We start from the raw sequence: 19,177 nt of genomic DNA, 5'->3' as shown, positions 1-19,177 counted from the left end.
TCCGAGAACAAGAGGTGCGCAATGTTTCTAGTATGCGGCGAAGCGCTGTTCGACCTGTTCGTCGACCCCGCGCAGAGCGAACTGCCGCGGCAGGTAGGCTTCAAGGCCATTGCCGGCGGCTCCCCCTTCAATGTGGCGGTGGGGCTCAGCCGGCTGGGTGTGAAGTCCGCCCTGCTGACCGGCATCTCCGGCGATTTTCTCGGCCAGCAGTTGCGCCGGGTACTGGAGGACGAGGGCGTCTCGACCCGCTACCTGGTCCCGCTCGATGCGGCCACCACGACCCTGAGTCTGGTCGCCGTGGACGGCCAGGGCGTGCCCCACTACAGCTTCTACGGGCATTCAGGGGCGGACCGCCAACTGCGGCCAGAGCAGGTGCCGGCACTGGACAGCGGAGTCCGCGGCATCCATGTCGGCTCCTATTCGCTGGTCGTGCGGCCGACCGCGGACAGCCTCGAGCAACTGTTGGAGCGCTCCTCGCGGGAGTTGTTGATCAGCCTCGACCCCAATGTTCGTCTCAACGTCGAACCCGACCTCGATGTCTGGCGCGAGCGGATCGGTGCTTTCGCCCGGCATGCCCACCTGGTCAAGGTTAGCGAAGAGGATCTGCTACTGCTCTATCCGGGCCAGGACCCGCTGGCGACGGCCGAGGCCTTCCTGCAACACCAGTGCCGACTGGTGTGCCTGACCCGCGGCGAACACGGCGTGACCGTGTTCAACCGTGCCCACGGCAGTTGGTCCAGCCCGGCCCATGCAATCGTTCCGGTGGATACTGTGGGTGCCGGCGACACCTTCCAGGCGGCGCTGATCACCTACCTGGCCGAGCAGGGCTTCGACAGCCCGGCCGCACTCGATGCGCTGGATAGGAGCCACATCGAGCGGATGCTCGCCTTCGCCCAAGCGGCGGCGGCGCTGACCTGCCAGCGTCGCGGTCCCGATTTGCCACGTCGTCATGAGCTGGCGACGCCGGCCGGCCGGCCAGCGCCAGTCGTCTAGAGTATCTTCACGCGGCCCGTGTCGCGGGGATGGGGAGGGCGCCGGAGGCGTGTTCCCTGTGCCCCGGCCGCCCGGCCGACAACCCGATCGAACCACGGGGATTCACCATGAAGAAGCATTCCGGCCTCGACGGCCCGGGCGCCACGCCCGCGCCGGTCCATGAATTCGTCCTGATCGACAGCGACAAGGCCCCGCAGGACTGGCGCATCGACAGCCGCCAACTGGGCATCGAGATCGCCAAACCCTTCTCGGTCAATCTGCGCACCCTGCACGGCGGGCGCCAGGAAGGCGTCAGCCTGATCGACATCGACAACGGCGCCATGACCATCACCGTGGTGCCGACTCGCGGCATGAACGTGTTGCGCGCGGTGGCCGACGACGTTCGCCTGGGCTGGGACTCGCCGGTCGCCGAGGTGGTCAACCCGGCCTTCATCGAGCGGGACGCCCGCGCTGGCCTCGGCTGGCTGGAGGGTTTCAACGAACTGGTCACCCGTTGCGGCTACGAGTGGATCGGCCACCCCGGCGTGGACAACGGCGAACTGCTCAGCCTGCACGGTCGGGTGTCGAACATCCCGGCCTCGCGGGTAGTGCTGAGCATCGACAGCAAGCCGCCGCATACCATCCGCCTACGCGGCGAACTGAAGGAACAGGCGTTCAAGAAGGTCGACTTCGCCATTTCCAGCGAACTCAGCACCGAGCCGGGCTCGTTGGGCTTCGACCTCGACGACACCCTGACCAATCGCGGCGACTACCCCAGGGAATACCAGGCGCTCTACCACAACAACTTCGGTACGCCGCTGCTGGAGCAGGGCGCGCGCTTCGTCGCACCGGTCAGACAGGTTTCGCCGTTCAACGAACGGGCGCGCGGTGAACTGGCCGAGTGGCAGAGCTATCGCGGGCCGACCGAGGGCTACGACGAAACCGTCTACAACCTCATTCCCTATGGCGATGCGCTGGGCGAGAGCCTGGCGGTGCTGCACAACCGAGCCGGCGACCGGGGCGTGGCGGTCGCCTTCGATATCGCCCAGTTGCCCGTGTTCTCTCTGTGGAAGAACACCGACACCGAGCGCCAGGGCTACGTCACCGGCCTGGAGCCCGGCACCAGCTTCGCCTACAACCGCCGCTTCCAGCGTTCGCTGGGGCTGGTGCCGACCATCGGTCCCAGGGAGCAGCGCCGCTTCCAGCTCGGCTTCAGGCTGCTCGCCGACCAGGCGGACGTAGAGCAGGCCCTGCAACGGATCGACGAGATCCAGGCCGGGCGTCCGACCGAGGTGCGCGAAACGCCGCTGGTCGACCTGGGCGGGGTGTGATCCTGCGTACCGGCCAGCGCTTTCGTTCGGAGCGGTGGCCGGGGTACCGGGGGGCTTGAATGTTACGGATATCCTTATCCATGCAGTCTTGCTCTTCTTAAAAATCCCAACGAGTTGTCAGTATCATATTACGAGGTTCGCCATAAGTCTTGGTGGCTATACCATTCCATGACTCCCCGTAATTGGAATAATAATACTTGTCAAATAAGTTGTTAATGTTGAGTGTGGCTGAAAGATTATCGGTGATCTGATATTTACCCATCAGATTGACCAACCAGAAGGCTTCCTGCCTATATTGATGGTCATTACCCAGAGCATCCGTACCATCCCGCCAGGTCGTGCCTTGGTAACTGCCACCGCCGCCGATGGTGATTCTGTTCAATCTGCCGGGTAACCGATAGGTCGTATAGAGTCTGAGTTGGTTCTCCGGCTCGAAGGTCGTTAGAGTATTTTCACCTTATTCGGATTCACCTTCTGGTGAGCTACGTAGGTTGGGGTGAGCCTGCGAACCCCAACCATCTGTATCGACGACAGCCTCGCGGCATCAGGCTTCGCGGGGCTCAGCCCAGCCTACGATGGGTTGAGGAAGTGAACCTGTGTTTCATGAAAATGCTCTAGCTTCTCGTTGGTTTCATCTTCCCGAATGACCTGATGGGTAAAGCCCGCCTGAATATTCCAGCCAGGCATCAGTTCACCACTGACCTCCAGTTCGATACCCTTGGTCTTGGCTTTCTTTTCCTCGTACATACTGTAGTTTCGTTCGCTATTCCAACCCACAAACTCGGCACGGTTGTCCTCGCGAATTTCAAAATAGGCCAGGCTGGCATTCAGCCGACCATTGAACCATTCGCCCTTGAGTCCGCCCTCGTAGCTATCGCCTTCATTCGGATCGAGTACAAAGTAACTTTCGTCCGGGTACTTTGTGGCTGGAATATCTTGGTATAGCTGGCATACAGCGAAAAATTATCATTCAGGTCGTAGGTGATACCTGCGAAAGGAACCACCTCGCCCGTTTCGCGCATATTGCTGTCGCCACCCCGACGATAATTGGTTACCCGGCCGCCCAGAATCACGGCGAGGTCATCAGTCAGACTGAAACGGCCACTGGCATAGTAGGCGCGTTGGTTGACGCGATCTTCAGCACGATAAAGGATACCACCCCAGTCTGACCTTCCTACGTTGCCGTCCCCGTCCCAGTCCCAAAAATTGTTAATGGACACTATACGGTAGTTATGCCCAGAGCCTTTGAGATGGTTGTGATAGCCACTGACTCCAACTGCCAACTCATGGGGCGGCCAAACAGTTCAAAAGGTCCACGGGCATAGCCCTTTAATGCCTGAGTTCTTATCTTGTACCTGTATTGGCCGGTAGCCAAAGCGGAACTGCCATCATCAGCATTGGGTGTGTATTGAATGGCTCCCAAATTCGCATCATATGCATTTCTTTGGAAGGTGTAGTAGATCCGACTACTCCAGCCATTGTTGAATTCATGGTCCAATTGGGTAAAGAGGGCATGGCTGAATTGCTCTACCCGACTCCAACTTGCTCCAGGATTGAAGGAGCGAGACATATTTATTTCATTGTTGGCGCTATCCAGAAGTGAAAATCCTCCGGCACTGTTACCGGTCGGAATTTTTTTGTCATAGTTGGCACCGATGGTTTACAGTGTTTGTGGAGATAGATCCACCTCCAGAATGCCATACAGCGCACGGGTCTGCTCCTTGAAATGATCCATGATGGATTGTTGATCCTGAAAGGCGGTCGCAAAACGGCTGCGGATACTGCCGCTTTCGTTCAAGGGACCACCCATATCCCATTCGGTGCGGTAGTTATCCCAGCGGCCATATTCGGCCGTGGCGTGTCCAGAAAATTCATGGGTAGGTTTCTTGCGCACAAGGTTGATAGTGGTACCCGGAGTACCCGCGCCGGTAGTCAGGCCACTGGCTCCTTTGATGACCTCGATTCGATCGTACTGGATCATATCGACCGATGTATTGCCCATGTCGGTACCGGTCAAAACCGGAATACCATCGTATTGAAAGTTTTGGATCTGGTAGCCACGGGCATAGTAATAGGATCGGTAGTTATCTGTGCCGTGTCGCATGACACCAGGGCTATGATCTATCACTTTGTTGATATTGGTGAGATTGAAATCGTCCATATGCTGCCGAGTGACGACCGTGACGGTCTACGGTGCCTCGCGAGGCATCAGTACCAGCCGGGTGGCGGTCGCGATGGTGCCGGGCGTATAGGACTTGGTGTTTTCGATGATGGTGCCGAGGACATTGTCCTCCACGGTCATGGCATCCAGGCTGATGCCGTCGATCCGCCCTCCCGACTGCGCCGTTTTTTCATCGACCGGTTGCACGCTCAGCGTGCCGCTACCCGTTACCAGCAATTCCAGTCCGGTGCCGGCCAGCGCCTGGCGCGCGGCGTCTTCCGGGCTCAGTTGGCCGCGGATGGCCGGGGCGTCGAGACCTTCCAGCAGGGCCGGGTCGACGGACAGCACGCGGCCGCTCTTTCGGGCGATCTGGCCCAGCGTGTCGCCGAGTGCGCCGGCGGGGGATATTGAAGTTCTGTAGCCTGGCCTGGGAAGCCTATTCGTCTTCCCGGGCCGATGCCGGATGAGCCTGTATGCCAGAGCGATGGCGATTGCCAGAGCCAGGGGGCCGAAATGTGGATTGGGAGGGAGCATGAGGGGCCTCGCGATGGATATTTACCTGCTCTGTCCGACGAGGCGGGGAAAACCCCTCATGCTTTCGAGAAATATTCGTAATTTTTTCGTGTGATTGATGAGCGTGCCGTTTTCCGTCAGGCCCGGTCGATCGTTGTCAGCAGCGGGCCATAGCTGGTTACCCGTACTGGCAGGGTTTCCGCCAGCGAGCGCAGGGCCTGATGGATGTCGTCCACCCGGAAAATGCCGAAGGTGCGGATCTCGGCGGCAGCCGGGCTGATCCGCAGCAATCCCGGATAGTAGGGGCGCATGGCCTCGATCAGTCGGCCGAGCGGTTCGTCGCGGCTTTCCAGGTAACCCTGGCTCCAGGTGGCGCGGGTCAGCAGGCTGGCATCGGCCGGTCGTATGCCCCGTTCGTCGAACCAGGCCGCCTGGCCGGGATGCAGAAGGGTTTCGCTGCCGTCCCGCTGCTGCAACCAGGCATCCTGCCGCAGCACGCTGACCAGGCTGCGCCCGGCCTCCTGGCGAATCAGCAGTCGAGTCTCCGAGGCTTTCACCTGTCCCTGCGCGGTGACGATCACGAGGGGGCGCAGCGGGTCCGCGGCGACCTGTGCCAGCAGCTCGCCTTCAAGCAGGTGGGTGCGCCGGCGGGCATCGTTGAAATGCACGTCCAGCGCGGTACGCGCATTGAGGATCAAATGCGTGCCGTCGGCGAGGGTGACGCTCTTGCGCTGTGCCGTACTGGTGTGGTGATCGGCCAGCAGGCCGTGCAGCGGCACCAGCCGGTCGACGGCGGCTGTGCCGGAAAGCCCGAGGTCCAGCAGCGACAGTCCTCCCAGCAGACGGCGGCGCTGGGCTGAGGCTGGCGTGTCCAGGGCTCGCTTGGCCGCGTCCAGTTGACCGGGACTGCGGGTTTCGGCCCGTTGCAGGTCGGCCAATGGCTGTTGCAGCAAACCGTTGACCCGTTGCCAGGCGGAGACATGGCGGGGATCGGCGGCCAGCCAGGCGGCGAAGGCCTGCCGATTCTCGAGGGGCGCGCGCTCGGGATCGAGCCGCAGCGTCCAGTCCACAGCGGCTCGGGTCGGCGCATCCAGTCGGGGGAGGTTTCATGGCTGTTCGGGGTCCCACGTCAGGCAGTGGATGTAGGCGTGTCGCAGGTCGCGTTCGACCGTTGCCAGGGAGACGCCCAGCCGCTCGGCGATGGCCTGTTGGCCGAGGCCGTCCAGCCGGTTGAGCAGGAAGGCTCGACGGGCGCGTTAGGGCAGGCCGTCCAGTAACTGGTCGATGGCTTCGATGGCCTCGCGGACCAGCGCGATATCTTCCTCGGACGGTGCGAAGCGTTCCGGTAATTGGGCGAGGGCGTCGAGATAGCTGCGCTCCAGTTGCCGCCGCCAGAGGTTGCACAGCAGGCGTTTGGCCAGGGTGTCGAAGGCCCGCGGTTCCTGGATCTGTTCCAACTGTCGGGAATTCAGGGCATGCAGAAAGGTATCCTGAGTCAGGTCGGCCGCGTCCTGGAGACACTGTAGTGTCGCCGGCTCAGCCAGGTGTGCAGCCAGCGATGGTTTTTCCGGTAGAGCGTTGCCAGCAGGGCGTTCGGATCGGAAGTCGTCGGCACGGTACTGCTTCGATATCACTAAATGAGAATTTTTTGCATTATCCGTGCGAAGCAGGTTTTGTTATCAATCGCTGTCTGGTTCGACAGCCGATGAAATCCGACCCTGAGTGATCCCCAGAAACTTTCCAAGAAAATCAATTGGGTAGGGCTTGAAGAGGCCTGCATGGGTGGGCACGTTGGTTGTCGCCAAACTGACCGATGTCCCCCTACCCATGCAGACCGTCCAATTCTTGCACGATGCCTTCGCCAAGGCACTCCCCACGATCCATGCCCGCCGTCTCGAAGCCCTGATGGCCGCAGTGGCCGCCCTGCTGCAAGGCCGCTGCCTGAGCCTGACCGCGCTGGGGCGCTTCCTGCCCGGCTCTGCCTGGCCCAAGCATGCGATCAAGCGGGTCGACCGCCTGCTCGGCAACCGGCAGTTGCAGGCCGAGCGGGGGGTGTTCTACTGGGCCATGCTCCGCGCCCTGCTGGGGTCGCTCGAGCATCCGTCGATCCTGGTGGACTGGTCGCCGATCGATGCCGCCGGCACGCTGTTCCTGCTGCGCGCCGCGATCCCGCTGGCCGGGCGTTCGCTGCCGGTCTGTGAAGTCGTCCATCCGCGCGAGGGCTGCCCGCGTTGCCAGAAACGCCTGCTCGAGGCGCTCGCGGCGATGCTGCCAGCCGGCTGCACGCCCATCCTGGTCACCGATGCCGGTTTCCGGCGGCCCTGGTTCCAGGCCGTCGAAGCCATGGGTTGGCATTACGTCGGCCGTGTGCGCAATCGCGACCTGTGCCGATTCGCCGAGCAGCCCTGGCAGCCAGTGAAAAGCCTGTACGCCCTGGCCTCGGCATCGCCGAAACGGCTCGGTGGCCTCGAAATGACGCGCTCGGCGCCCTGGTCCACCCAACTCTACGCGGTAAAGCATGCGCCACGGGGGCGCAAGCACCGGCGCATCACCGGAACCGTGGCCCGGGATAAACGCAGCCGGCAAAACGCACAGCGCGAAAGCGAGCCCTGGCTGCTGGCCAGCAACCTGCCCGAGGCGCAGTGGAATGCCGCGCGGGTCGCAGCGATCTACAAGCGGCGCATGCAGATCGAGGAAGGCTTGCGCGACCTGAAAAGCCATCGGCTGGGGTTCGGCCTGGGGCTGCATCGAAGCCGCTGTCCGCGGCGCATCGAGATCCTGCTGCTGATTGCCGTGCTGGCCAGCTATGCGTTGTACCTGCTGGGTTTGCAGACGCGGGAGGCAGGGCACGCGCGGCGCTTTCAGAGCAATAGCGTCAAGGACAGGCACGTGCTGTCGCTGTGGCGGCTGGGACTGGAGTATGCACGCACTTATGTGGGAGACATTCCCCGAGATAGGCTGCGGGAGCTGGAGTTGACCCTGCGGCAGGAGGTCCACCGGCAAGCGCGGGAACTGCGGTGATTTTGTGGGGATCACTCAGAATCCGACCGCTGACGCTGAAGGCGCTTGCAGGCATTCCCGCCGGGCTGCAGGAACGGATGCATCCGCGCTCTTCGGCCTCGTTCCCCCGGCAGGCTCTCTGGAAGGACTGGCCTTCGGGATATTCATTCGGCACCGGGGCGTTCGACGACAAGGCGGGGATGAAGGACGTGAAGCAGGCTTTGCGGCAGGGTGGGGAGATCCGGGCCGGGCGTCCGATCGAAATGAGCGAAACGCCGCCGGTCGGCCCGGACAAGAAGCGATTGCGTACAGGCCACCGCTTTCATTCGTAGCGGTGGCCGGTGCGCCGGAGTGACTCAAATGCTACGGATAACTTTAATCCGTACAGCCACTCGTATCCGGATACAAGTATTCGATAGTCCTTACCGCACCGGTCGAGTCCTTGTAAGTCATTCTGGCCGGAATGGGGCCGCAATGGGCCGGCGCCGTGCGGAGATATTCGAACTCCAGGGGCTCGGCAATATCCAGATTCATATTGTATTTGTAAGGCATTGTTTCGACGATCGATGGGTGTGCGCTTTCAGTATTGCTGGAGTTTCTGTGGTTGATATCGGCCATGGCCAGGGAGGCAGTCGTGGATACGATCATGGCAATGAAAATTTTCGTGGTTTTCGTCTTCGGTTTCATATTCATAGCGTTATTTCGACAGGTGATAAAAATATCGAGGATGCGAGTTCATGACTCGGCACCGAATTTCGTGAGATTGCGAGAGGTCGCCGGACGAGGGGCCGGCCGACCGTGCCCGTGCTAGACGCAGCTCATGGGCTGTCGTGCGCTGGCCGTGGGCCAGGCTGAAGGTAGCGCCAGGCATGGGATCCGGGCCTGTTGCGCGCCGTTCGCGAGCGTTGTCCGCCATGGCCATTGAGTGCGGTATCTTCGAGTGGTATGGATGTTTCCACTTCTACGCACGGCACGTACTGTTCGGTTGTCTAGGTTGTTCATGTCATGCCTCCTGAGTCGAACAAGAGTTGATGGTGGCTAGTCGTTCGGCTACCGCGATGCATGATTACAACGTAGTAAAAATTAGAGATTGAATCCACCCGGTAAATGAAACTGAATGCAACCGATTGATGCTTTCTTCCGGAAATGCCGTCAATTCCTGTCCGGACGGGATGTTGCAGGCTTTTCGTCGAACAAATACTTACATTTAAAAGTTTATTTACATTTATCTTCACTCGTAAGCGGGGCATGGATTGCGTGACTTCCGGATATATGTTCCACGTCGTCTACGAAAGAACTTACTGATGGCAGATAGATATATTTTCCCACGATAACAACCGGGGCACCGGTTTCGTCCGGCCCCCGGCTGTTGGTCGTCGCTCAGTCCGCCCGCACCTGTCGTGGTTCTGCTCTGAAGCCGTGGGTCCTGGCTATCCCGGCGTAAAGCAGGGCAGCCGCGAGCACTCCCTGCAGCACCCAGGGGAAAGCGCCCACGCCGGCGGTTTCCAGCAGCAGACCGCCGAACACGCCGCCGCCGGCGATAGCGAGGTTCCAGACCGTGACGATCATCGATTAGGCCAGGTCGGCGCCCTCGCCGGCGGCATCCGCCGAAGCCGTCTGCAGTAGTGTCGTCGTACCGCCGAAGGTTAGGCCCCATACCGCCACGCTGGCGTAGACCACGGCCGGCTGCGTACCGCCAAAGCCCAGCGCCAGCGATGCCAGGGAGAATCCGCCGAGGCTGAGCAGCACCGGGGCACGCAGCCAGCGGTCGATCAGCAGGCCGACGATCCAGATGCCCAGCAGGGCCGAAGCTCCGAACACCAGCAGAATCCGGCCCACGCTGGCGCTCATGCCGGCCGGCGCCAAGAAGGGCGCGATGTAGGTGTAGAGGATGTTGTGCGCCAGCACCCAGAGCAGGATCACCAGCAGGACCGGGCGTACGCCGGGGATCGCGAAGACTTGGCGTATGCCCGGCCGCCGCTCGGCCGCCCGCCCAGGGAAGTCCGGTACCTTGCGCAGTACCCAGACCGCCAGGATCAGGGTCAGCCCGGACATCAGGCCGAAGGCTATCCGCCAGCCGACCAGGGCGCTGAGCCAGGTTCCCGCCGGTACGCCCAGCGAAAGGGCGAGCGGCTTGCCCAGCATCGCGATGGCCATGGCGCGCCCTTGCAGTGGGGCGGCCACCATGCGGCGCGCATGACCGGCCAGCAGGCCCCAGGCCAGGCCGGCGGCGACGCCCGCGAGGAAGCGGGCGAGCAGTGTGAGCGGGCAGCTGGACGACAGCGCAGTGATACTGTTGAACAGCAGGAAGCCGCCGATGGCGAGCAGGAGCAGCGGCTTCCGTCGCCAGCCAGCGGTCAGAGTGATCAGGGGAATCGCCGCAACCAGCGAGCCGAGTGCGTAGGCGCTGACCAACTGGCCGGCTAGCGCCTGCGAAATGTTGAGTCTCCGGCCGAGCTGCGGCAGGAGTCCGGCCGAAGGGTTTCGGTGAGGATGGCGATGAAGCCGGTCATGGCCAGGGCCAGCAGGGCGGACAGGGGAAGTCGCTCGGCAACGGTCGTGCTGGCGGACTGCCGGAAGTCCGATACGGCGCCGGGCGAGTGTTGCGATCGGTTCATACCCGTACCCCGCCCAGTCGATGGAGCGCATCGTGCAATGCGCCGACGGCACGGCTGGACATGCCTGCGGGGAAGGTGTCGGTCAGCGCCACGCCGAAGGTCGGCCAGACCTGCGGCGCGGCGATAGACCCGTTCTGCGTTTTCGACAATGGCACCACGGCGCCGGCCGGCGCCGTATCGATGAGCGCATCGACGCGCTTCGGGAGGCCTAGGGTTCGATCCGCTGGGAATCTCGGCTTCGGCTGTCGGCAAGCGGGTGGCGCGGCTGGAGGAGAAGCTGGGGGCGCGCCTGTTCCACCGTAGCACGCGCAGTATCGTCTTGACCGCGGAAGGTCGCTGTTCCTCGAGCGCAGTCGGCGCATCTTGGCCGAGATAGAGGCGACGGAGCTCGCGCTTTCGCGCACCGCCGGGGCGCCGCGCGGGCGCCTGCGCGTGAGTCTGCCGCTGGTCAGCTCGCTGGTGCTGCCGATACTGGCCGACTTCATGGCCGAGTACCCGGAGATCAAGCTGGATCTGGATTTCACCGATCGTCTGGTGGATGTCATCGATGAAGGATTCTATGTGGTGGTGCGCACCGGTCAGTTGTCCGATTCGCGGCTGTCGGCGCGGCGGCTCGGCGCCTTCCGCCTGCTGGTGGTCGGCTCGCCCGACTACCTTGAACGCCGGGGCGTTCCCCGGCGTCCGGCCGACCTGGCCGGCCATGCCTGCCTGCACTATCGCTTTCCCAACACCGGCAAGCTCGAACCCTAGCCGCTGCACCGACTGCCGGACGAACCCGAGCCGCAGTTGCCTGTCTCCATGGTCTGCAACAACATCGAGACGCGGGTGTGCTTCGCACAGCGTGGCCGTGGGCTCGCCTGCCCGCCTTCGCCATCCGCGGCGCCCTGGCTGAAGGCCGCTTGCGCAGCGTGCTGGACGATTACATGGAGGGTACGGGGTACTTCTACCTGCTCTGGCCTTCCGGGCGACAGGTCTCGCCCCGGCTACGGGCCTTCATTGACTTCCTGGGGGCGAGGATGTTTCCAGGATAGGGCTCCGGGATGGCGGGAGGGGGCGCTGCGGACAGGAGTTCGGCGGCCCCTCTCCGGGGGATCAATCCGCGGCCATGGCCTGGTCGTAGGCGGCCTTGAAGAAAGCCCATTCGGCCGGCGACATGGCCGGGCTGTGGCGGCGCAACTGGCCCACGTCGCGGCGCGAGGCAGTGGCGACGCGCAGGCGCCGGCGGCTCTTCTCCAGATCGATCAGGGCGATCTCCACCTGCGGCTGTCCGTTGCATTCCTCGACCTTGACGAAGATGTGCTTGGGATAGCAGCAGCCATGTTCCCAGCGGCCCCGATGCAGGCGGCTGAGGGTCAGGGCCAATTGTTCGAGCATCTGCCGGTGGACCGCGTCGCCCCACCGCTGGCGTGCGTCGCCCTGGTACCAGGCATCCAGGCTGACGAAGCCTTCCAGCGATTCGGTGACCAGCAAGGCCTGCCATTTGCCCGCGGTCTTGCGCGCAGAGCAGAAGACGATCTTCGGCAAGCGCACGCCGAGGCGTCCGATGGCCACGAGGGCGTCCTGCTCGCGCAGCACCGTTGGCCGGCCGAAGGGGTAGCGCAGCGAGTGGTAGAGGTGCCCGGTCTGGCGCTTGCTGTAGAGCGGCACGCTGAACGCGCTCAGGCGCTGTACGCCGCTTTCCCCGGCGCGACGAACATTGGGTTCCTCGACCCATTCCCCCTGGCGGTTCCACCAGCATTGGAAGGTGCCGACGAAGGAGTCCAACGGCCGCAAGGCGATCGATTCGTTCACGCTGAGATCCTCTTGAACAACACATAGATGCGCCGCATGGCATAGCCGGGCAGGGCATCGTGGTGCCCGGCGATGTTAAAGCCGACTTCGCGGAATTCGGCCTCGATGGTTGCGCGCTCGATGACGAAGCGGTTGCGCTTCTCCTCGCGACCCTCCCGGGCGGCGCGCAGCCGCGCCAGGTAGCGGCGGCGCCAGGCCTTGAAGTTGCCGTCCACCCAGAGGGAAACGATCAGGCTGTCGCGGCTGACCCGGTGGAACTCGCGGAGGATGGCCAGCCGGCTGTCGCGGTCGGCGACGTGGTGCAGCAGGCGCATGCAGAGAATGCCGTCGACCGCGTTGTCGGGCAGGTCGATGGCGACGGGGGCGGCCTGGAAGGTCCGCACCCTGGCCAGCACCTCGTCGGGGTGCCTGGTCTCGACCATCGACAGGATTTCCGCCGAGCTGTCGGCGGCGAGCACTACCCGTTCTGGATGCTCGGTCAGCAGGGGCCAAAAGCGACCGGCGCCGCACGGCAAGTCCAGGATCAGGTTGGGTTCACCGGCCTGCTTCAATGCACGCCGGACCAGTTGTCCGTCACGCCAGTGGGAAAGCTGCCGGACAAGACGGTCGCAATGCCTGGCCAGGCGTTGTGCGGTCTGGGTCTGACCGAATTGGCGTGGTAGTTCCAGTCCGCTAATGCGTGTTCTCGACATGATGGCAAGAGTTTGTTGGGCTGGGGGAGGATGGTGGCGATTTTACCGTGAAATCCGCCGGAAGGTGACCAAAAAATGACAAAAATGGTGGCGTTGGCGTTCCGTTCGTCGCAGCGGCTATTTCAGGCTGACTCGGAAGCAACTGCCGCTCGGCTTTAGGTCGCTCACTCGTACCTGCCAGCCCTGGTGCATGCAAATCCGCTTGACCAGTGACAGCCCGAGGCCTAGCCCCTCGCCACGTGCCTGCTCGCCGCGCACGAAGGGTTGGAAGATGCGTTCGCGGTGCTCGGCGGGAATGCCCGCGCCACTGTCCTCGACGCGGAATCCACCCTTTTCGAGGATCAGCCGCACCGTGCCGTTCTCGGTGTAATGCAGGGCGTTGCGCAGCAGGTTGGAGAGGACCGTGCTCAGAAAGGTGAGGTTGTAGGAGGCGCTGTCGGTATCCTCCACGACCAGTTCGAAGTTCAGGCCCTTGGCGCGTATCGGCGGTCCCCAGCGCCGGCTCTGCTCCTCCGCTACGTTGGCTAGGGTAGCGCTGCCGCCGCTGGCGGCCTCTTCGCGGCGGGCGCGGGCGAGGATTAGAAAGGTTTGCACCAACTCGTGCATTTCCTGAGCGGCCCGGCCGATCCGTTCCACTTGGCGGTTGGCCTGAACTGGCAGTTCGGTTTCGCGCAGCAGTTCGCAGGAACCTTGGATGACCATCAGCGGGGTGCGCAACTCGTGGCTGACGTCGCTAGTGAACAGGCGCTCGCGCTCCAAGCTCTGGCGCAACTGGCCGAGGGTGCTGTCGAAGGCCGCCGCCAGGTGGCCGACCTCGTCGTCGGGGTATTCCGGCGCCAAAGGCGGGGCCAGCGGCAGCAACTGGTCGCGGTGTCGGACCTGGCGCGCGAGGCGAATCACCGGCGCGATCACCTTGCGCGCCAGCAGCAGGCCGAGCAGCCAGGCACCGACCACGCTCAGCAGGAAGCTGAACAGGATCACCCGGAACAGCATCTGCTCGCGCGCCTCGAACTCGCTCTGGTCCTCCACCAGCATGTAGGTCTGGCCGTCGCGCTTCATTACATAGATGTAGTAGGCGCGCTCGCCCTCGCGCAATTCGCTGAAGCCTTTCTCGGCATGCCGCAGCGACTCGGGGATGGCGTAGGGCGGCAGGTCCGAGGCGAAGAAGCGGGTGGCCGCGTCCAGGCGCGGGATATGGCCTTGCTTGATGTCCTGGTTGATCACGGTGTCCAGTTCGCTCTTGAGTTCCTGGGAGACCAGGTGGCGCTCGACGAAGTGGACGATGGCGACGATGCTCAGGGAGAAGAAGCCGCTGACCACCAGAGTCATCAGGGTGAAGGCGATGACGATGCGTCGGGCGAAAGGCTGCTTGGGGTGTGTCATCCGTTGTTTCCTCGCAACGGGGAAATAATGGATGGCACGCCCTAATTCGCGTCCAGGTTCTCTGTCAGGCGGTAGCCGACGCCGTGGATGGTGTGCAGCAGGGGCTTGTCGAAGGGCTTGTCGAGTGCCTGGCGCAGTTGGTGGATATGACTGCGTAGACTATCGCTCTCCGGCAGGTCGTCGCCCCACAGAGCGTTCTCCAAAAATTCCCTGCGCACCACGGCCGGGCTCTTCTGCATTAGGATCGCCAGCAGCTTGTAGCCGATCGGATTCAGCCGCAGTTGCTTGCCGGCGCGGCTGACGTTCAGGGTGTCGAGGTCGTAGATCAAGTCGCCGACCTGCAACTGGCGCTTGCGGCTGCCCTGGGTGCGGCGCAGCACCGCCTCGATGCGCGCCACCAGTTCCGACAGGGCGAAGGGCTTGAGCAGGTAGTCGTCGGCGCCGCTGTTCAGGCCCTGCAAGCGGTCGTCCAGGGCGTCGCGGGCGGTCAACATGATGATCGGCGTCTCGCTGCCGGCATCGTGGCGCAGGCGCTCGCAGACCTGGTAGCCGTCGATGCCCGGCAGCATGATGTCCAGCACGATCAGGTCGTACTGCCCGGTGGCCGCTAGATGCAGTCCGCTCAGTCCGTCCTGGGCGCAATCGACCGTGTAGCCCTTGAGCTCCAGATAGTCGAGTACGTTGGCGAGGATGTCGCGGTTGTCTTCGATGACCAGGATGCGCATGAAGGGATTCTCGGAAGTACCGGGGTCGATACTGTAGCAAGCTGCCGGCGGGCGCGGCAGGCGAATGTTGCATGTGAAGGCTTTCTGCCGGGCCGGTGCGGGCGAGAAGTCCGCTCGTCGCATCCGGGCCTGCCCGCTCTTTCGCTGCTGCACACTGGTATCAGGGCGTGTCATCAATTATTTACCCGGTTGCGTCGCCGCCGGAAATGGGGTCGGGGCAGGCCGCGTTCGGCGAGGCGCAGCCTGCAGGCAATGGTCATTCCTGCAGTGCCGCATGGCTTCATTTCCGGCGCAATCCCGAAGGACGGGCTTGCTTTGGCGCAGTGCGGCGTTGTTTGTCGTCCGTTTGAGCGACCAAGCTTCTCTCCTCGCGCCTTGCCCCGTGCTAACGCGGGCTCCGTCGCAATGTGGGAAACAATTGATGACACGCCTAGCTTCTCCACCCCAAGAGGAGGTCGTTCCGATGAAGGTGAAGGTGACCGAGCGGGCCTTGCTGGCCAGGATCAACCGTCTGCTCAAACAGGACAATCAGCAGCTCTGCCGCTGCCGGGAAGGCTCCCAGGCATACGCGGAGCTGGGTGATTTCTATATGCTGGATACCGCGCGGGATGTCGTCATGGCCAAGCACGTCGATTTGGCCATGTGGGCGCGCGACATGGGAATCTTGCCCGACTGGGAGGAACTGCAGCGCTGATGCTCCGCACCTCGGGCGGGGCATTTTCGTGCAGTATCCGCCCGGCAGGCTTTCGTCTCCCTCTCTCCTGCGGTGCTCTTCTCGGGCGCGGGAGGGGAGGATAAGCCGTAGCGTGCCGTTCGCTCCGATTCGCCGGCGGCGGGCTCAGTCGGCCTTGGCCGCGCTGCCACGTGAGCATTTGGGATCGACGGTGAAGGTCCGGGAGACGTCCACCAGGCCCAGGTGCCCCAGGGTCCGCCGGCCGATCAATACGGGGTAGTTCATCTTGCCGCGGTCGTTCAGGGAGAACTCCTCCTCATAGATCTGCTTGCCGATGCAGATCTGCATCTTCACCACCGGCCGGCGTTCCGCCCCGCCGGCGCCGCGGACCTTCACGTTGCGCAGCACTCGGCGCTCGAACCTGGAGTCGATCAGCTTGCCGGTATCCTTGTCGGTCACCTCGACGTCGAAGCGTACCCACTCGTCGCCGTCGCGCTCGAAGCGCCGCAGATCCTTGGCGTCCAGGGAGGAGGTCAGGGCGCCGGTATCCAGCTTCATCTTCACCGGGATGTTCTCTGGTTCGATCGAACCCTTCTCGATCCAGCCGAAGACCCGTTCGGGCGACTCGGCGGCGACGGCGGGGAGGGCAAGGGCGCTCAGCAGCAGCATCAGGGGAAGGGGCTTGGATAAACGCATGAGGTGACAGGCTCCTGGGGAAAATGGGTCCACCATAGTAGTTCGCAGGTGAAGGGAATGTCGCCGCCACGAGCATCCGCCAGGGCAATCGCATGAAATGTCTTTCCGATACCGGACTGGAAAGACTGTGTGAGCCTTGGCATGGCTGCTTGCCGAGGGGCCGGACAGTCTCCGTTTCGCCCCCCCGGCCGAGTCACTTTTTCTTGCCTGGCCAAGAAAAAGTAACCCAAAAGAAGGCCACCCCCTCATCCGGCCCTGCGCTTCGCTCCGGGTTCCCTCGCTCCATCGTCGCTCCAGGGGCTCGCCGCGAAGGGCCATCCATGGCCCATCGCGGCTCTCGCGGCATCCTTGCCGCTCGACCCCTTCCACGACGATTCCGCTCGGCCTCCTGAAGGGAGCATCCGGCGCGGCCTGACAAGCCGTGCCACAAGAGCGAAAGCGCTTTCAGGCAACCCGGAGCCCGACTCCCGTTCAGAAGGCCGAGCGCAGGCGTCGCGTAGAGGGGCGAGCCGCAGGGAGGCGGCGAGAGTCGTACGAGGGGCATGGATGCCCCTTGTGCGACGACCCTCGGAGCGGCGCCGGAGCGAGGGAACCCCGGCGTAGCCGGGGCCGAATGACCGGGCGCGTTTTCTCTTTGGTTACTTTCTCTTTGCGCGCGCAAAGAGAAAGTGACTCGGCCGGGGGGCCGAAACAGGGACTGTCCAGCCCCTCGGCAAGCAGCCGATGCACCGGATTTGAAGACCACGCCGGAACGACTAGGCACACAATCTTTCCAGTCTGGTATCAGGCGAGCGCTTCATGCGATTGCCCTGGAACATCCGCCTGCCGGCCCGGCTCGCCTTTCGTAAGTCCGGCTTGCAAGGGGATGAGGCTGGACTAACTTGTCAGTGTCGTCGTGAAGGCCTCGCCGCATGGGCTTTTAATGAAAAAATTGTTTCTCGTTCGTCACGCGAAATCGCCTAAGGAAGGCGCGGCCTTTTCCGACCGCGACCGACCCCTGGCGGAGCGTGGCAGGCGCGATCTGGAAAAAATGGGCAGGCGGCTGGCGAAGCGCTCGATAAAGCCCGATCTGATCCTGTCGAGTCCGGCACTGCGCACGCTGGCGACGGCGGAAGGCATCGCCAGGTGCCTCGATTACAGCCTGAAGGACATCAAGACGGACGATCGGCTGTATGCCTGTCAGGCGGACGAGTTGCTCGACATCATCCGAACCCAGGACGATAAGCTGAAGAGTGTGCTGCTGGTCGGTCACAATCCCCAGTTGGCCGATCTGGCCAGGCGTCTCTCAGGCAAGGTCGGCCCTCTGCCTACCTGTTCCGTCGTCGAGTTCAAGTTCGATGCCGAATTCTGGTCGAGCGTCGGGGAGTTCAAGCCGGCGAAAGTCAAGCTTGACCGTCCTAAGAAGGCTTGAGAGCCGGCGTTTTCAAGGCTTTCGGCCGAGCGCAGGGCGCCCTTTTGCCGGCGTTCGAGCCTAGGCTTCCGACCTGTCCTTCATGCAGGGCAGGTACACATCCTCGAACGGGCCGGTTTTTGTCCGCAGGCGAAGCGCGATGCCGCAGCCCTGCCCGAAGCGAAACGCCCGACTCGGTCCGGCAGCCGGGCATTGCCGTCCGTCGGCGGGCCGGTGTTGGCCACGGAACTGAAATTTGGCCGTTATAGCCTGGATTGATGATAAGCGTGGCGAGTCCGGATTCGAGGGGGCTATGGAGAAAATTGATGTGGTCGCCTCTCTGGGGCAGATGCAATTGCTGCGTCCGGCCTGGGTTACCGCGGCGCTGGCGGCCAACGACCGCCTGAAGCTGTACCTGACGGTGTTGCAGGTCGCCCGGACCCATGCCGAGCAGCCGGATACGCCGCCGCCGAATCTGGGTCATGAACTGGCCAGTGCGCAAGTCGGCGCCGCCTGGCTCAAGGACCTGCCCGGTACGGCCTACCGAGAGGGCAGGGATCTGCACATTCCCGATCTGCCCCGTGTCGCCGCCCTGTTGCGGGACGATCTGCGCATCATGGCCCGGCCTCTGCTCGAAGGCGCGGCCGAATCCGCGCTGGACAGCCGGGTGGAGCGCTGGTGCGCTTGGCTCGACACCTTGACTGACGACCGGCTGCAGGCGGAGCGGCTGAAGGCGTTGACCCGGTGCGCGGCAAGCCTCGCCCTGCAGGGCGGTGAAGGATAGCGCGGACGGCGTAGCCGTCCTTGGGTCAGTGCGGCGTCTGCTGCTGTTCGATGTACTGGCGCACGATGGAGATCGGTGCGCCGCTACAAGATGAGGCGAAGTAGGACGGCGACCACAGCACGCCCTTCCAGTAGCGTTTCTGGATGTCGGGCCGTTCCTTGCGCAGCAGGCGGCTGGAAACGCCTTTGAGGCTGTTCACCAGACTGGACACGGCCACCTTCGGTGGGTATTCCACCAACAGGTGAACGTGATCGTCCTCGCCGTCCATCTCGATCAGGCTGGCCTCGAAGTCGGCGCAGACCTTGGCAAAGATGGTACGCAACCGCTCGATGGCATCGCCATCGAACACGCTGCGACGGTATTTCGCCACAAAGACCAAATGGACGTGCATCTTGAAAACGCAGTGCCGACCGTGCCGTATATCGTTGTCATCGCTCATAGACCAAGA

At 63.1% G+C, this 19,177-nt stretch carries 16 protein-coding genes and 5 pseudogenes; 8 read left to right on the top strand and 13 right to left on the bottom strand.

The window, feature by feature from the left end; translation table 11 throughout:
• Positions 1–21 precede the first annotated feature (21 nt).
• Together ACGI6K_RS14265 and ACGI6K_RS14260 are read left to right on the top strand one after the other, a co-directional pair.
• Positions 22–993 carry a carbohydrate kinase family protein gene (locus ACGI6K_RS14265; protein WP_376942453.1) on the top strand — a complete coding sequence of 324 codons (972 nt, stop codon included), beginning with the start codon at positions 22–24 and terminating at the stop codon, positions 991–993.
• A gap of 107 nt (positions 994–1,100) precedes the next feature.
• Positions 1,101–2,303 (top strand): aldose 1-epimerase family protein, encoded by a 1,203-nt coding sequence (locus ACGI6K_RS14260; protein WP_376942455.1) that lies wholly within the window; start codon positions 1,101–1,103, stop codon positions 2,301–2,303.
• Positions 2,304–2,400: 97 nt separating this feature from the next.
• Here ACGI6K_RS14260 and ACGI6K_RS14255 read toward each other — a convergent pair.
• The 4 genes and pseudogenes from ACGI6K_RS14255 to ACGI6K_RS14240 all read right to left on the bottom strand — a co-directional run.
• Positions 2,401–2,748, bottom strand: a pseudogene (locus ACGI6K_RS14255) (TonB-dependent receptor domain-containing protein); the annotation flags it as partial.
• A gap of 173 nt (positions 2,749–2,921) precedes the next feature.
• Positions 2,922–4,998 (bottom strand): annotated as a pseudogene (locus ACGI6K_RS14250) (TonB-dependent siderophore receptor); the annotation flags it as partial.
• Between the two features lie 116 nt (positions 4,999–5,114).
• Positions 5,115–6,047, bottom strand: a complete 933-nt coding sequence (locus tag ACGI6K_RS14245; protein WP_376942457.1) for a FecR family protein — start codon at positions 6,045–6,047, stop codon at positions 5,115–5,117.
• Between the two features lie 36 nt (positions 6,048–6,083).
• A pseudogene (locus tag ACGI6K_RS14240) lies at positions 6,084–6,592 on the bottom strand (sigma-70 family RNA polymerase sigma factor).
• Positions 6,593–6,804: 212 nt separating this feature from the next.
• Between ACGI6K_RS14240 and ACGI6K_RS14235 the strand changes: the two are divergent.
• Complete coding sequence (locus ACGI6K_RS14235; protein WP_394542949.1) at positions 6,805–7,998, top strand: IS4 family transposase; 1,194 nt, start codon at positions 6,805–6,807, stop codon at positions 7,996–7,998.
• Positions 7,995–8,309 carry a hypothetical protein gene (locus ACGI6K_RS14230; RefSeq protein WP_376947786.1) on the top strand — a complete coding sequence of 105 codons (315 nt, stop codon included), beginning with the start codon at positions 7,995–7,997 and terminating at the stop codon, positions 8,307–8,309. The genes ACGI6K_RS14235 and ACGI6K_RS14230 overlap by 4 nt, the downstream gene beginning before the upstream one ends.
• 43 nt (positions 8,310–8,352) lie before the next feature.
• Here ACGI6K_RS14230 and ACGI6K_RS14225 read toward each other — a convergent pair whose 3' ends face one another.
• The 3 genes and pseudogenes from ACGI6K_RS14225 to ACGI6K_RS14215 all read right to left on the bottom strand — a co-directional run bounded on the left by ACGI6K_RS14225 (position 8,353) and on the right by ACGI6K_RS14215 (position 10,750).
• Complete coding sequence (locus ACGI6K_RS14225) at positions 8,353–8,670, bottom strand: DUF2790 domain-containing protein (protein WP_376947784.1); 318 nt, start codon at positions 8,668–8,670, stop codon at positions 8,353–8,355.
• Positions 8,671–9,357: 687 nt separating this feature from the next.
• Positions 9,358–10,595, bottom strand: a pseudogene (locus tag ACGI6K_RS14220) (MFS transporter).
• Positions 10,592–10,750: a hypothetical protein gene (locus ACGI6K_RS14215; protein ID WP_376947782.1), complete on the bottom strand. Its 159-nt coding sequence runs from the start codon at positions 10,748–10,750 to the stop codon at positions 10,592–10,594. The pseudogene ACGI6K_RS14220 and the gene ACGI6K_RS14215 overlap by 4 nt, the downstream one beginning before the upstream one ends.
• Before the next feature lie 68 nt (positions 10,751–10,818).
• Here ACGI6K_RS14215 and ACGI6K_RS14210 point away from each other — a divergent pair.
• A pseudogene (locus ACGI6K_RS14210) lies at positions 10,819–11,626 on the top strand (LysR substrate-binding domain-containing protein); the annotation flags it as partial.
• A 61-nt stretch (positions 11,627–11,687) separates the two neighbouring features.
• On the opposite strand, the gene ACGI6K_RS14205 reads toward ACGI6K_RS14210, so the two are convergent.
• The 4 genes from ACGI6K_RS14205 to ACGI6K_RS14190 all read right to left on the bottom strand — a co-directional run bounded on the left by ACGI6K_RS14205 (position 11,688) and on the right by ACGI6K_RS14190 (position 15,186).
• Positions 11,688–12,386 (bottom strand): lipopolysaccharide kinase InaA family protein, encoded by a 699-nt coding sequence (locus ACGI6K_RS14205; RefSeq protein WP_376947780.1) that lies wholly within the window; start codon positions 12,384–12,386, stop codon positions 11,688–11,690.
• Positions 12,383–13,078: a class I SAM-dependent methyltransferase gene (locus ACGI6K_RS14200; protein WP_376947778.1), complete on the bottom strand. Its 696-nt coding sequence runs from the start codon at positions 13,076–13,078 to the stop codon at positions 12,383–12,385. Before ACGI6K_RS14200 ends, ACGI6K_RS14205 begins: the two co-directional genes overlap by 4 nt.
• Positions 13,079–13,195: 117 nt before the next feature.
• On the bottom strand, positions 13,196–14,461 hold the full coding sequence (locus ACGI6K_RS14195; protein WP_376947776.1) for a sensor histidine kinase: 1,266 nt from the start codon (positions 14,459–14,461) through the stop codon (positions 13,196–13,198).
• Positions 14,462–14,502: 41 nt separating this feature from the next.
• Positions 14,503–15,186, bottom strand: coding sequence for a response regulator transcription factor (locus ACGI6K_RS14190; protein WP_376947774.1), 684 nt, complete (start codon positions 15,184–15,186; stop codon positions 14,503–14,505).
• 463 nt (positions 15,187–15,649) lie between these two features.
• On the opposite strand from ACGI6K_RS14190, the gene ACGI6K_RS14185 reads away from it, so the two are divergent.
• On the top strand, positions 15,650–15,880 hold the full coding sequence (locus tag ACGI6K_RS14185) for a hypothetical protein (protein WP_376947772.1): 231 nt from the start codon (positions 15,650–15,652) through the stop codon (positions 15,878–15,880).
• 144 nt (positions 15,881–16,024) lie between these two features.
• Here ACGI6K_RS14185 and ACGI6K_RS14180 read toward each other — a convergent pair whose 3' ends face one another.
• Positions 16,025–16,555: an ATP-dependent zinc protease family protein gene (locus ACGI6K_RS14180; RefSeq protein WP_376947770.1), complete on the bottom strand. Its 531-nt coding sequence runs from the start codon at positions 16,553–16,555 to the stop codon at positions 16,025–16,027.
• 922 nt (positions 16,556–17,477) lie between these two features.
• On the opposite strand from ACGI6K_RS14180, the gene ACGI6K_RS14175 reads away from it, so the two are divergent.
• Both ACGI6K_RS14175 and ACGI6K_RS14170 read left to right on the top strand, forming a co-directional pair.
• Positions 17,478–17,966, top strand: a complete 489-nt coding sequence (locus ACGI6K_RS14175) for a SixA phosphatase family protein (protein ID WP_376949368.1) — start codon at positions 17,478–17,480, stop codon at positions 17,964–17,966.
• Between the two features lie 292 nt (positions 17,967–18,258).
• Complete coding sequence (locus tag ACGI6K_RS14170) at positions 18,259–18,729, top strand: hypothetical protein (RefSeq protein WP_376949370.1); 471 nt, start codon at positions 18,259–18,261, stop codon at positions 18,727–18,729.
• Between the two features lie 25 nt (positions 18,730–18,754).
• Here ACGI6K_RS14170 and tnpA read toward each other — a convergent pair whose 3' ends face one another.
• Positions 18,755–19,168: an IS200/IS605 family transposase gene (tnpA, locus tag ACGI6K_RS14165; protein WP_377968727.1), complete on the bottom strand. Its 414-nt coding sequence runs from the start codon at positions 19,166–19,168 to the stop codon at positions 18,755–18,757.
• Positions 19,169–19,177: the final 9 nt, after the last annotated feature.

The organism is Azorhizophilus paspali (assembly GCF_043587585.2).
Lineage (GTDB): Bacteria > Pseudomonadota > Gammaproteobacteria > Pseudomonadales > Pseudomonadaceae > Azotobacter > Azotobacter paspali.
The sequence above is the reverse complement of the archived record's forward strand: the minus strand, read 5'-3'. Positions and strand labels throughout refer to the sequence as shown.